This window comes from Sulfitobacter sp. F26169L (genome assembly GCF_026410285.1).
Classification (GTDB): domain Bacteria; phylum Pseudomonadota; class Alphaproteobacteria; order Rhodobacterales; family Rhodobacteraceae; genus Sulfitobacter.
The window spans coordinates 334,872-347,800 of the sequence record NZ_JAPMLP010000002.1 but is presented as its reverse complement, the minus strand read 5'-3'; the positions used below and the strand labels follow the sequence as shown (position 1 = coordinate 347,800).

The following is a 12,929-nucleotide window of genomic DNA, read 5'->3' as shown; positions in this document are numbered from 1 at the left end:
GTTGGTTACTCACGTTCGTTCGCTTGGGACGGGCAAGCCGGATGGTGCCGGTACGGGTTGGCGCGAAAACCGGACAACCGTTGCACCCGAGGCAATGGGGACGATTTTACACTGCATCGGAAGCTTGCCTTTGATACAAACAGGCATTTCCCATACCCCGCGATCTTCCAGCGACATCACAGAATCGTGCAGGTCCTGCCAAAGCGGATTGGGCGTAGATTTCTCTTTCCACATGCAAATAGCGTCCCCGATCGTGACGTCAGCGAAACTTGTATCAAACTGGAATCCCCAAAGCAGATCATAAGCCTTGTTGGAGAAGGTGAGCGTACCGGACTGGGAAAACACTGCCACTGCATCTTCGAAAGTATCCGCAAGGCTTTGTCCCAGCTCAAGTTCCGCGCGGAAATTCCGGGTTAGTGAGATTTCTGCGCTGATATCATCAATCAAAAAAGCGATGGCCCCGTCAGGGTGAGGTCGGCCTTTCACACTGTAAGTCTGGCCGGTCTCCAGCGTCCATGTTTCCTCGAACTGTCCTACTTCCGCGGCGCTGACTAGATCTGCCATACGCTGGCGCCATGTCTTGTAATTCTTTGGTTCCGGCATCCGGCGGTTTTCACGCATGGCATCAAAAAAGGAATCGAGTGTCGGCCGCGGGCTTAGGAATGAAACCGACAGGCCCGTCAGGTCAACAAGCGCTGGATTGAATAAAGCAAGCTGGCGGTCACGGTTGAAAATCGCCAAACCGATAGACAGATGCGCAAATGTTTTGGCGAGGGTCTGCACAAAATCGCGCTGTGCTTCCTCGGCTTTTATCAGGGCGGTCAGCGATGTTGCATGATATAATGTGCCTTGGCCGAGGGGATGACGGGTCACATCATACCACTCTGGGTACGCCGTATCAGGTATGTCGATCTGCACGCGACCCGCGTTTTCACCATCGGCACCGCCCGACAGATCAAACACAGGTTCGCAGGTGTCTTTGGAACCTTCCGGCAAACGCTTCGCAAGGGCTGAGTATGCCGCATTGTTCCACACAACTTTGCCAGCCTTATCTGTTTTCCATGCGGGATGGGGAAGCGTGACGCTTAATTGGTGCAACAGATCAAGCTCATCAGTGTTTTGCACCGCGGACTGCTCAGCTTCGGCTGGCAGGAACGTCAGCAAAGCTCCATCCGCCTGCCAAACTACCCTGATCCCCGAATACTCGGCTGATGTATCGTGCCGAACTGTTACAACCGTATCGTCGTTGCTATCCGGTAACATATCAGTCGGAATACCGGGAAATTCTGGCAAAAGGATTTCACGCAGATCGCCCCAGCTATGCGCACCGATGACGATGGGCAGACGTTCAAGAACGGAATCTGACGCATGATCGACAATCCCATGCCTGACTAGAATCATCGGCAGCTCGTCTGCTGTCAAAGCGGGATTGTCATCGCGCGAACGCAGGACCCACCAAAGGCTGCCGATTACCGTTGGTACTACAACGGCGAGGACTAGAACCAGATCATTCAAGGACAACAACTCCGCAAGATCCCTAAGCTAGATTGAAAGTTTGCGTATTTACCCTTAAAAAAATGTTAACATTGAGGCTGTCTCACATCTCAGCAAATCGGGTGTTGCGTCCCGATGCCACAGGGTTGTCGCCTGCAAGTGCGTCGATCTTGCGGCGGGGCCATCTCACTTCGACAACGGCGCCGATCTTTCTTGTCCGGTTGGTCGCATCATCTGCACCGTTAGCGAATCGCAGCATGGCACCCGAACGTTCAAGCAGGGTTTTTGCGATGAATAGCCCGAGGCCCATGCCTGCGTATTCGGGGCGAGCCGTGTCGTAGTTGGTGCGCTGGCGGCGGCCCATGAATGGATCACCCAAACGGCCCAAAAGCTGCGGCGGAAACCCCTTGCCATCGTCCAGGATCCGAACCGTTATGGTTTCAGCATTCCAACGGGTTTCAATCCAGACCGTAGTTTCCGCAAAATCCACAGCATTTTGCACCAGATTACGTAGGCCATGAATGATTTCCGGCATACGTAAAATTGCAGGTTGCGCAGACGGTATATTCTCACCGCTGTCGAGGCTGATCAAGACGTCTTTTCCGCGCTCCATATGAGGCTCGGCCGCGCTCTCGATTACTGTAATCAACGGGGCCTGACGCATATGAAGATCGTCCTTTCCGGCGCGGCCCATATCGCGCAGAATATCGCGGCATCGGTCGGTTTGTTGAACGATCAATTCCGCATCTTCGCGCAGGTCGGGTTGATCATGCAGTTCATGCACCAGCTCGGCGCTCGTCAGCTTGATCGTTGCCAGAGGAGTGCCGAGCTCATGGGCGGCTGCAGCAATGACACCGCCAAGATCGGTAAGCTTCTGCTCGCGCGCAAGCGCCATCTGCGTGGCTGCCAGCGCATCCGACATCAAATGAATTTCCGATGTTACGCGGCGCGAATAGGCAGACGTAAAGATGACAGCGATCACCAACGCTATCCACTGACCAAAAATGAACAACTGCGGTATGCGCAAGACCTCACCGGTTTCTGTGTGCAATGGTATATAGAAAAATGCCAGAACCGTGACGCTGACAATCGCCATAACGCATAATACCAGCGTTGAACGCAGGCTAAGAGCCGTTGCTGAAATCGTTACGGGACCAAGTAGCAACAATGTGAATGGGTTGTTAAGTCCGCCGGTCAGATACAGCAGAAAGCCGAGCTGAAGCAGATCGAATATGATCATGGAAATGTTTTCGCGCTCTGAAAGGCGCTTGTTTTCAGGAAATACAAATGCTGCTACCAGATTGCCAATCACCGAAACGCTGATGGCAAAGTAGCACCACCCCAGCTCCAGTTGCAGCCCGAACAGGAACGGCGCGATCGTAACGGCAACAAACTGGCCGACAATCGCGACCCAACGCAGGTAGATCATCGTGCGCAAACGGATCCAGTTGGCTCTTTTGCGTTCGCCAATCGGGCGAATTGTAGGCTGCGGCATCTGGGCGCTCCGGTGAAATGTGACTTGCAATGTAATGAACCTAGAGTAGGTCTGTGGCAATTGACCATCAAGCGCACCAATGACGCGGGTGCAAAGGAGCTGAAATGATCCGTATCGCTGCAATTATCGCTGTTATCATCGCTGGCGCAGGCCTGCTGACGATGTTGGTGCTGGGCCGAAGCGGTGAAGACGACCAGTTCGCTGCTTGTGGAGCAGGTGCGGTGGCGGGTGATTTGGGCGGACCGTTTACGTTGGTTAACGGCGCAGGCGAAACAGTCACCAGCGAGGAAGTAATCACGGAACCAACACTGATCTATTTCGGCTACACTTACTGCCCTGATGTCTGCCCACTTGATGTGGATCGTAACGCCGCCGCCATCGAAATTTTGGAAGAACGCGGCCAGATAGTTACGCCCGTATTCATTACGATCGATCCGGAGCGTGACACTCCCGAAGTTGTCAATGATTTTGCCGAGGTGATGCATCCGCGGATGATTGGCCTGACAGGTAGCCCCGAACAGATCGCGGAAGCCAGCAAAGCTTACCGCACGTACTACAAAGCGCATCCGCCAGTAGACGGCGAATATCTTGTCGATCATTCGACCTTTAGCTATCTGGTGACACCGGAAAACGGTTTTCTGGAATTTTTCCGCCGCGAACTGACGCCGGAACAGGTGGCTGACAAAATCGGATGCTTTGTCGATCGCATTTGACCGCTGGCAATCGCGGCCCATATCCTGTGTAGTGAGACCACACAATTATGAATAGGGCGCACCGCTATGCAGAAAGAGCAGTTGAACGATCTCGGACCTGATAAATCCCTGCTGCTGCTTGATGATGACGAACCGTTTCTGCGCCGGCTTGCGAAAGCGATGGAAAAACGCGGGTTTGAGGTGGAAACAGCAGGATCTGTAGCGGCCGGATCAGCAATCGCAACTGCGCGCCCCCCCGCCTATGCAGTGTGTGATTTGCGGCTGGAAGATGGCAACGGTTTGGATGTTGTGGAAATTCTGCGCGAAAAGCGGCCCGATGCACGGGTTGTTGTGCTAACCGGCTATGGCGCCATCGCAACCGCCGTAGCTGCTGTGAAAATCGGTGCAACGGATTATTTGTCAAAACCGGCTGACGCCACCGACATTACCAACGCGCTGCTGGCCAACGGTGATGATCTGCCGCCCCCGCCCGAAAACCCGATGAGCGCGGACCGTGTGAGGTGGGAGCATATCCAACGGGTCTATGAGCTGTGCGATCGCAATGTGTCTGAAACGGCGCGTCGTCTGAACATGCACCGCCGTACTTTGCAGCGAATTCTGGCAAAACGCAGCCCGCGCTAGACGTCGTAGCGCTTCAACCGTTTGTCGACCAACGTGCCATCGGCCAGTTCATAGCCTTCGATCACGTCATAATCGCGAAAACCGCGGCTTTGATAATAGGTCATGCCGCCGATGTTATCGGCGCGTATATTGGCACGAATCCAGACATAACCCATTTCCTTGGCCGCTTTGGCAGTTGCAGTGAACAAGGCCGAGCCGATGCCAAGGCCGGTCTGGCCGATCTGCACAAACGTTGCAATCTCTGCTGCTTCAGTGGGCAGCTGATCGCTGGGTTCTATCCACTGAAATCCAACCACCTGTTCCGATCCGTCCAGTGCTACATGCCATGCGGCGCGATCAGGTGCGTATTGCATCCATTCAGCCAGATCATCGCCAGTGACAGGGCGGACAAGCGCGGATGTGCCGCCGGCTTCGATAATTGCGTTCAGCAGTTTTGCCATTGATCCGGTATCAAGGGGCATGGCGGGGCGGACGTGTATCATGGCAACTGCTCCAACAGCTCTGCGTGACGTCTGGTGAAATCTGCGCGTACCTCGACAGGGGGGCGCAGCGAAATTTGCAACCCCTCTTTCAGCGCCGCATCGGGCTTGCCAAAAAAACGGTCCGCTTCCGCGACCTCGAAGCCCGCAATCTGCACCGCCTCCATCCATGCGCTCACACGGTCGGCTTTTTTGATCTGCTTTTTCACCGATGTGGGTACTTTGGCAGGCAGTCCGAACCTGATATGCACTGCCGCCTCAAGACGTTCATCCAATGCGCCATAGCTTGGGCCAATCGCCGCTTTTACGGGTGAGATCATATCCCCGATCACGTATTCGGGAGCGTCATGCAAAAGCGCGGCCAAACGCCATTTTACCGGCGCGGCTGGGGCAATGCGGCCAAAGATCGTTTCGACCAGCAGAGAATGCTCAGCCACCGAATAGGCAAAATCGCCCTTTGTCTGTCCATTCCAGCGCGCGACAAACGCAAGGCCGTGGGCGATATCCTCAATCTCGATATCTACGGGGGTCGGGTCCAGCAGGTCCAGCCTGCGACCTGATAACATGCGCTGCCATGCGCGGGGCTGTTGTGCCATTTGTGCCTCCTCGTTTTACGACAACGCGAATTGTTCCCGAAATATATTATGGAACATAGTGATAGCTGTGCTGTTGTCTCTTCAACAAGGAGATAACAATGAAAACCGCAATGACTGCAATCGCCGCTCTGGCCGTGATGGCCACTTCCGCCGCTGCCCAGGATGTCTGCATGAAGGCGTCGGAAATGCAATCTTCTCTGATCGAATGGTATGGTGAACGTCCTGTCGCTGAACCGACCCAAAACGATACCCGCCTGTGGGTGTCGGATGCATCGGGTTCATGGACATTGGTTCGAAACGTTTCTGGCGGCAAAGCCTGTGTTGTCGCGCAGGGCCGGAATTGGAGCGCGGATATGGATGCGCAGGACATGGTTGCAGCGATACAAGCCCGTACCGAAGGCTAGGTGAATTTGCGCGCAGGTCCGCGCGTGGCGCTGATTGCGAAACAGCTGGTGGGGTGCTATGCGCGCATCCAACGTGATCAGAAGGAGCGCCGCGCATGGCCAACGACTATATCGTAAAAGACATTGCCCTTGCGGATTATGGCCGCAAGGAACTGGACATCGCCGAGACAGAAATGCCGGGACTTATGGCATTGCGTAGCGAGTATGGCGAAGCCAAGCCGCTGAAAGGGGCGCGCATTGTCGGATCACTCCACATGACAATTCAGACAGCTGTTCTCATCGAAACATTGGTAGAACTTGGTGCCGACGTGCGCTGGGCATCGTGCAACATTTTCTCCACCCAAGATCATGCTGCCGCTGCTATCGCCGCAGGCGGAACACCTGTTTTCGCGATCAAGGGCCAGTCGCTGGAAGAGCATTGGGATTATCTCGATAAATCGTTCATGTTCCCAGATGGCCCGAACCTGATCCTTGATGATGGCGGTGATGCAACGCTGTACATTTTGCTGGGTGCGCGCGTTGAAAATGGGGAAACCGACCTGATCGAAGTGCCCACATCCGAAGAGGAAGTTGCGGTATTTGCGCAGATCAAAAAGCGTATGGCCGCCAGCCCCGGCTGGTTCACCAAAATGCGTGACCAGATTGTCGGCGTTTCCGAGGAAACAACAACCGGTGTGCACCGTCTGTATGATCTTTTCAAAAACGGCCAATTGCCCTTCCCTGCAATCAACGTGAACGATTCCGTTACCAAATCGAAGTTCGATAACAAATACGGCTGTAAAGAGTCGCTGGTCGATGGCATCCGGCGCGCCACCGATACGATGATGGCCGGCAAGGTTGCTGTTGTTCTGGGGTACGGTGATGTTGGCAAGGGCTCTGCTGCCTCACTGTCGGGTGCCGGTGCGCGCGTAAAGGTTACCGAAGTTGACCCGATCTGCGCCTTGCAGGCTGCGATGGACGGTTACGAAGTTGTGCTGCTGGAAGATGTGATCGACACAGCCGATATTTTCATCACGACCACAGGCAACAAAGACGTGATCCGCATCGAGCATATGCGCGAAATGAAGGATATGGCGATTGTTGGCAACATCGGTCACTTCGACAACGAAATTCAGGTTGCCGCGCTGAAGAACCACAAGTGGACAAATATCAAAGAACAGGTCGACATGATCGAGATGCCGTCCGGTAGTCGCTTGATCTTGCTTTCCGAGGGTCGTCTGCTGAACCTTGGCAACGCAACTGGCCATCCATCCTTTGTGATGTCAGCCTCCTTTACCAATCAGGTTCTGGCACAGATTGAACTGTGGACGCGTGGCGACCAGTACAAGAACGAAGTTTATATCCTGCCCAAGCATCTGGACGAGAAGGTTGCGCGCCTGCATCTTGACCGGATCGGTGTGAAGCTGTCCAAACTTGCACCCGATCAGGCTGCATATATCGGTGTGTCACCCGAGGGGCCGTTCAAGCCCGAGCATTACCGCTACTGATGTCTGCTAGTTGATCAAAACGCCGTCCGGCTCCGTCGGGCGGCGTTTTTGTTTGCGGCTTGTGACGTGTGCGTAGAGTAACTTTCGCTCATCCGGCTCAGGACGTCTTTCTGCTCATGGGGAAAACCTGTGGCAAAAATTCCTTTCGCAATTGCATTCAATTATATTAGGGTTTTGCGAAGATTGGCAAAATGTCCAATCAGGCAATAGAAGGAGACGACAGATGGGCAAGCGGGACGAGTGGATCGCGAAATACGCGGAAGATCTGAAAAACAAATGCGGCATTGAGCCTGATATTGCACTGTTGACCAAAGTAACCATTGGATGTGGTCCCTCTATCTATAACGCTGATGCATCTACAGTGGCAGGCAGCCAGCCAGCCGAACTGGAAACTGTCAAAAACAACTTCCTGATTAAAAAGCTGGGTCTGCCTGACGGCCCAAACCTGATGGAAGCCATCAACTCGGTAATCGAGACATACGGCAAATCAGAGCGGAACAAATACCGCGCAGTGATTTATTATATGCTGACCAAGCACTTTGGCAAAGAATCCGTTTACGGCTAAGCGGACCAATGATGATGCCGTCAAAACGCCCGCTTGGTTAAGCGGGCGTTTTTTATATGTGACCAATTCAAAATACTGTTTTCTTGCGAAAATTTCGCAGCTGGCGTAAGTTCTATTCACGGCCAGTATGGCCAGAACATATTTCGAATACGTGTGTGGGTCTTAGGGAGCACACGGGGTGAGAAGGGTTCTGGCGGGGTGCCGGAACCCTTTTTCACATTTACGCTTCGGTCTTTCCCATCTTGCAGACAAGGTTCCACTCGGCTTCGCTAACGGGCTGCACTGACAGGCGCGGGCTGCGTACCAGTGCCATATCAGCCAGCCGTTCATCGGCTTTGACCATGTCCAGTGTTACCGGCTCCACAAACGGGCGCACGGCCTTGATGTCCACGCACTCCCAACGTGGATCATCGGTGCTGCTGTCAGGATGTGCTGCCGCGCAGACCTCTACAATCCCTACAATCGCCTTTTCCTTTTGCGAATGATAGAAAAACCCCAGATCGCCCACAGCCATATCGCGCATGAAGTTACGCGCCTGATAGTTGCGCACACCGTCCCATTCCTCGCCCTCGCTGCCTTTGGCAACCTGATCGTCCCAGCTCCATTCGGAGGGTTCGGATTTGAACAGCCAGTAGGCCATTAGCCAATCACCTTTTTCCATTCGGTCAGGGAGACACTCTCGAACAGACCGGCTTTGGCATAGGGGTCATTGGCCGCCCATGTTTCGGCGGTGGCCATGTCAGGCACGTCCAGCACAATCATGGAGCCGCACATGCTGCCTTCAGCATCAATCAACGGACCTGCAAGATGCACGTGATCCGTGCTTTTGAGGTATTCCACATGGGCAGGACGGTTTTCCATACGCACATCAAGCGCACCGGATTTGTCACGAGCGATCAAGCAAACAAACATCTTATTCTTCCTTCAAGGGGCGGTTCAGCAAACTGTAAACTGCATCTTTCACATCTAACGATTTATCCAGCAAGGCGGCAACGGCCATTGTAATCGGCATGTCCAGCCCTGATTCCCGCGCCACTTGCGCCATTGCGCGGGCTGTTGCGGCGCCCTCAACGGTGGTGCCGGCGTCAAACGCTTCGCCCCGCCCGAGGCTGAGGCCAAGCCGGTAGTTCCGCGACCCTTCCGAAGTGCATGTTAGCGTTAGATCACCAAACCCCGATAGGCCCGCCAGCGTTTCCGCCTCTGCGCCGCGATGCTCCGCCATGCGTTTCATTTCGGCGTAGCCGCGTGTCATCAGGGCCGCGCGTGCGCTTTCCCCCATGCCTGCACCCATTGCCGTGCCGCAGGCAATCGCCACCACGTTCTTCAATGCACCGCCCAGTTCCGCGCCTATGGTATCCGTTGTCCGGTAGAGGCGCAGGGTTGGCGTGGTCAATTCCTTTTGCAAACTTCGCGCCAGGGCATCGTCCTGCGCGGCGAGTGTGAGCGCCGTAGGCAGGCCGCGCGCGATATCGGCAGCAAAACTGGGGCCTGTCATGATCGCGGCTTGTGCGTCCGGCACCTCTTCTGTGATGATACGGACAGGGCCGGCACCCGTGGTCAGCTCAATCCCTTTGCAGCACGCGACAAGGGATTTGCCGCTCAAAAGCTGCGCGTTGTCCCGTAAGAAACCCCGTAATTTCTGCATGGGAAGCGCCAGTAAAATAGTCTGTGACGTCAACGCGTGAGACAGATCACCCGTCACCTCTAGTTTATCGGAAAAGTGGCAATCCGGCAGCCGTTTTTTGTTCTCGCGGGCTTCTTGCATGTCAGCAGGATCGCGCGCCCAAAGGATAACGGGCACTTGACCCGCAAGTGCTATTGCCAACGCAGTTCCGAAAGCACCGCCGCCCAGTACACTGATACTCATGCTTTTGCTCCCTTCTTTCCGCTTCCCAGCATCGCGGGCGCGGTTTGATCCAGCGGCCAACGGGGCCGCGCAGAAAGCGTCATGCCATCTGGTGCGCGTGTGCCCATCTGCTCCAGCGCGGCGTAGGCGATCATCGCGGCATTATCAGTGCATAGCGCCAGCGGCGGGGCAATGAACGATGCGTTAAATTCGGCCGCTACATTCTTTAGTGCGCCACGAATGGCCATGTTTGCGGCCACACCACCCGCTACACAGATGCTGCGCATATTCGTTAGCGTAGCATATTCTACCAGCGCGCGGCGGGTCTTTTCGGCCAGTACGTCTACCACAGCCGCTTGAAAACTTGCGGCCAGATCCGCCTGATCCTGTGCGGCAAGCGCGCCATCGACCAGCAAACTGTCGCGTTGGCGCAGCACGGCAGTTTTCAGACCGGAAAAAGACATGTCGCATCCGGCACGGTCCAGCAACGGGCGGGGCAGTTTGAACCGCTTTGCATCGCCAAATTTCGCACGCGCCTCTATAGACGGGCCACCGGGTTGCGGTAAGGCGATCAGGCGCGCTACCTTGTCAAATGCTTCACCGGGTGCATCGTCTATTGTCCCGCCGAGGCGGCGGAAGTCATCAGGGCCGGAAACGATCAGAAACTGGCAATGCCCGCCCGATACAAGCAGCATCAGATAGGGAAATGCCACACCGTCTGTCAGGCGCGGGGTCAATGCATGACCTGCCAGATGATTCACACCATAGAGCGGCCGATTGCGTGCCAGTGCGATCCCCTTTGCGCACATCACACCTGATACAACACCGCCGATCAGACCTGGTCCCGCGGTCACGGCCACAGCGTCGATCGCCTCCAGGCCAAGACCTGATTGCTCCAACGCCTGCCTGACACAAATGTCCAGCTTTTCGGCATGGGCGCGGGCAGCGATCTCGGGAACGACACCGCCAAAACTGGCGTGCAGGTCCGTCTGGCTTAGGACAACAGATGACAGTACCTCGGCCGCCCCTGCCTGCCCGCGCAAGACTGCCGCCGCGGTATCGTCACAGCTGCTTTCGATGCCAAGAATTGTGAGCGCGGTCATGTTCTGCTTGTTTCCGTTGCGAAGGGGGTAGGGGGCAGGTAACACTCAACCGCGCGGCAAACAATCCTGAGAGCGTCAAAGCGAATGGCCCTGCCTACCCTTTTATTGACCCGCACCCGTGATCGCGCGCAGGCATTTGCGCAGGCTCTTGATCCGGCGGCGCTGGGGCGCGTGCGGGTGATGATTGCGCCGTTATTGGCGATTTCACCAACCAAAACCCCTTTGGTGCTCGACGAAATGCAGCAAGTGATATTCACCTCTGCAAATGGTGTGCTTCATGCGCCGCCGGGGCAAGGGCGCGTCGCATTTTGTGTAGGTGCGCATACCACCCAACAGGCAATAGCGCAGGGATGGAGTGCTACCCTTGCAGGTGATACCGCGAAAGAACTGATCGCAACATTGTCCAAAACGCCACCGAAGGGGCCTTTGTTGCATCTGGGTGGGACGCATACGCGCGGGGACATTGCGCAGATACTTACAGCGTCCGGCGTCAAAACACGTCACGTTGCGCTTTATGATCAAACCTTGCTGCCGCTGGAACAGCGCGCGATCGTCGCGCTGCGCGGGCCCTGCATTGTGCCGGTTTTTTCGCCGCGCACTGCGGCGCATCTGGTCCGTTCGGCAAAAGGAAAACTGGAACGCGCCAGCGTTGTGGCGCTAAGTGATGCTGTTGCCGAGCCGTTTCGCACGGAAAAGACGAAAAATCTGGTCATTATTCAGGCGCCACAGGCAGTATATATGCGGAAAGCGGTTGAAAACCTGTGCAGGACAGTCACCTTGCCTTGAGGGGCCGGAGGATGCCGGATAAGGTTACAAAGCTGGGCCCGTGCAGAGGGCAAGAATCGAAAAGGTATATGTTGTGGCATCATCGAAGAAAACCGGCCCTTCAAAGAGCAAATCACCGAAGAGCGAGGCGACAGACTCCAAGATAAAAGATGCTGTGATCGTTGAGGGTGAAACGTCTTCCAATCAGAGCGTGGACGTTGCCAAGGCAGAAGATGCAAAGAGCAAGCCCGAGCCTGAACAGGCCGCAAAATCCGACACGGTGCCAACCGGTACGGAATACACGGGCAACCGCGAACCGGACGAAAAGAAATCCGCCGGGGAGAAGTTGCAGGATGATGCTCCAGCGGCAGAAGAACAGGGTACAACCGTGGCCGAAATGGTACATCCTGTTCCCGTCACAACTCCGGTGCAGGAAAAGCGCAGCATATTCCTGCCATTGGTTCTGGGTGGCATCATTGCCGGCGTGATCGGATTTATGGCCGCTGAAATGGATATGTTCGGCAATGGCAGCGCAGACATCACAACAAAACTACGCAATGATCTGAACACCCAGCAAGAGCGTATCACTGCCCTTGAAACAGCTGAACAACCCGCTGTCCAGATGCCGCAAGTTGATCTTTCTCCGCTGGAACAACAGTTGAGTGCGCTGGAAGACCGGATTGCAGTCCTGGAAGAACGCCCTGTTGTTTCAGTTCCCGAAAGGGTTGATCTGGATGCGGCCGAAGCATACGCAGCCGAGCTTGCGGCGCTGAAATTATCTGTCGAAACCCAGCGCAGCGAGATCGAGACCCTTCTAAACAACGCAAAAAGTGTTGAGGAGGCCACAGCGGAAGCGGCAAGGGCTGCCACAATTCAGGCGGCGGTTACCAAAATCATTTCTGCAATTGACGCAGGCCAACCCTTTGACGCGGCACTTGCCGAGTTGGAGGCGGTTGAGGGGGCAACGATTGATCCTGCGCTGGGCGATGTCGCGGATGATGGTGTTGCGACGCTCAGCACCTTGCAGTCCGAATTCCCCGATCAGGCGCGAAAAGCGCTTGCGACCGCACGGGCCAGCGGGGTTGAAGAGGGCCAGCAGGGGCTGGGTGGATTCCTCAAGCGTTCGCTGGGTGCGCGGTCTGTCGCCCCGCGTGAAGGCAGTGATCCCGACGCCGTTTTGTCGCGCGCAGAAGCCGCGATAAAGTCCGGTGATCTGGATAAAACATTGACTGAACTTGATACCCTGCCCGAAGAAGCGCAGGCCGCAATAGCAGATTGGCGCGCAGCGGCGGATGCCCGTAATGCTGCACGCGCAGCGGCTGATGCTTTGGCACAACGCCTGACGGCAGACTAAGGAAAAA

At 55.5% G+C, this 12,929-nt stretch carries 15 protein-coding genes; 7 read left to right on the top strand and 8 right to left on the bottom strand.

Annotation, left to right across the window (positions count from 1 at the left end):
* Positions 1-9: 9 nt before the first annotated feature.
* Together OS189_RS05895 and regB are read right to left on the bottom strand one after the other, a co-directional pair.
* Positions 10-1,515, bottom strand: coding sequence for a PAS-domain containing protein (locus OS189_RS05895; protein WP_267166363.1), 1,506 nt, complete (start codon positions 1,513-1,515; stop codon positions 10-12).
* Positions 1,516-1,597: 82 nt separating this feature from the next.
* A complete protein-coding gene (gene regB / locus OS189_RS05890; RefSeq protein WP_267166362.1) occupies positions 1,598-2,989 on the bottom strand; it encodes a sensor histidine kinase RegB in 1,392 nt (463 codons plus the stop codon).
* Positions 2,990-3,093: 104 nt separating this feature from the next.
* On the opposite strand from regB, the gene OS189_RS05885 reads away from it, so the two are divergent.
* Complete coding sequence (locus OS189_RS05885) at positions 3,094-3,702, top strand: SCO family protein (protein WP_267166361.1); 609 nt, start codon at positions 3,094-3,096, stop codon at positions 3,700-3,702.
* A 66-nt stretch (positions 3,703-3,768) separates the two neighbouring features.
* Positions 3,769-4,323 (top strand): ActR/PrrA/RegA family redox response regulator transcription factor, encoded by a 555-nt coding sequence (locus OS189_RS05880; RefSeq protein ID WP_267166360.1) that lies wholly within the window; start codon positions 3,769-3,771, stop codon positions 4,321-4,323.
* Here OS189_RS05880 and OS189_RS05875 read toward each other — a convergent pair.
* Both OS189_RS05875 and OS189_RS05870 read right to left on the bottom strand, forming a co-directional pair.
* Positions 4,320-4,805, bottom strand: a complete 486-nt coding sequence (locus tag OS189_RS05875) for a GNAT family N-acetyltransferase (RefSeq protein ID WP_267166359.1) — start codon at positions 4,803-4,805, stop codon at positions 4,320-4,322. The two genes, OS189_RS05880 and OS189_RS05875, sit on opposite strands and share 4 nt — an antisense overlap.
* Positions 4,802-5,398, bottom strand: a complete 597-nt coding sequence (locus OS189_RS05870; RefSeq protein ID WP_267166358.1) for an HD domain-containing protein — start codon at positions 5,396-5,398, stop codon at positions 4,802-4,804. The genes OS189_RS05875 and OS189_RS05870 overlap by 4 nt, the downstream gene beginning before the upstream one ends.
* Positions 5,399-5,496: 98 nt before the next feature.
* Here OS189_RS05870 and OS189_RS05865 point away from each other — a divergent pair, with 98 nt between their 5' ends.
* The 3 genes from OS189_RS05865 (at position 5,497) to OS189_RS05855 (ending at position 7,854) form a co-directional block, all read left to right on the top strand.
* Complete coding sequence (locus OS189_RS05865; RefSeq protein ID WP_267166357.1) at positions 5,497-5,802, top strand: S-adenosyl-L-homocysteine hydrolase; 306 nt, start codon at positions 5,497-5,499, stop codon at positions 5,800-5,802.
* Between the two features lie 95 nt (positions 5,803-5,897).
* Positions 5,898-7,289 carry an adenosylhomocysteinase gene (gene ahcY, locus OS189_RS05860; RefSeq protein ID WP_267166356.1) on the top strand — a complete coding sequence of 464 codons (1,392 nt, stop codon included), beginning with the start codon at positions 5,898-5,900 and terminating at the stop codon, positions 7,287-7,289.
* Positions 7,290-7,512: 223 nt separating this feature from the next.
* Positions 7,513-7,854 carry a DUF2853 family protein gene (locus OS189_RS05855; RefSeq protein ID WP_267166355.1) on the top strand — a complete coding sequence of 114 codons (342 nt, stop codon included), beginning with the start codon at positions 7,513-7,515 and terminating at the stop codon, positions 7,852-7,854.
* A gap of 220 nt (positions 7,855-8,074) precedes the next feature.
* Here the strand turns inward: OS189_RS05855 and OS189_RS05850 are convergent, their stop codons facing one another.
* From OS189_RS05850 to tsaD, 4 genes are read right to left on the bottom strand one after another with little or no spacing between them, the layout of a single operon-like run.
* A complete protein-coding gene (locus OS189_RS05850; protein ID WP_267166354.1) occupies positions 8,075-8,494 on the bottom strand; it encodes an EVE domain-containing protein in 420 nt (139 codons plus the stop codon).
* Positions 8,494-8,766 (bottom strand): YciI family protein, encoded by a 273-nt coding sequence (locus OS189_RS05845; RefSeq protein ID WP_267166353.1) that lies wholly within the window; start codon positions 8,764-8,766, stop codon positions 8,494-8,496. Before OS189_RS05845 ends, OS189_RS05850 begins: the two co-directional genes overlap by 1 nt.
* A gap of 1 nt (position 8,767) precedes the next feature.
* Positions 8,768-9,721 carry an NAD(P)H-dependent glycerol-3-phosphate dehydrogenase gene (locus tag OS189_RS05840; protein WP_267166352.1) on the bottom strand — a complete coding sequence of 318 codons (954 nt, stop codon included), beginning with the start codon at positions 9,719-9,721 and terminating at the stop codon, positions 8,768-8,770.
* A complete protein-coding gene (gene tsaD, locus OS189_RS05835) occupies positions 9,718-10,803 on the bottom strand; it encodes a tRNA (adenosine(37)-N6)-threonylcarbamoyltransferase complex transferase subunit TsaD (protein ID WP_267166351.1) in 1,086 nt (361 codons plus the stop codon). The genes OS189_RS05840 and tsaD overlap by 4 nt, the downstream gene beginning before the upstream one ends.
* An 84-nt stretch (positions 10,804-10,887) precedes the next feature.
* Between tsaD and OS189_RS05830 the strand changes: the two genes are divergently transcribed.
* Both OS189_RS05830 and OS189_RS05825 read left to right on the top strand, forming a co-directional pair.
* Positions 10,888-11,589, top strand: a complete 702-nt coding sequence (locus tag OS189_RS05830; protein WP_267166350.1) for a uroporphyrinogen-III synthase — start codon at positions 10,888-10,890, stop codon at positions 11,587-11,589.
* Positions 11,590-11,662: 73 nt separating this feature from the next.
* Entirely contained in the window at positions 11,663-12,922 is a 1,260-nt protein-coding gene (locus OS189_RS05825) for a COG4223 family protein (RefSeq protein ID WP_267166349.1), read from the top strand.
* The last annotated feature ends 7 nt before the right edge of the window (positions 12,923-12,929 follow it).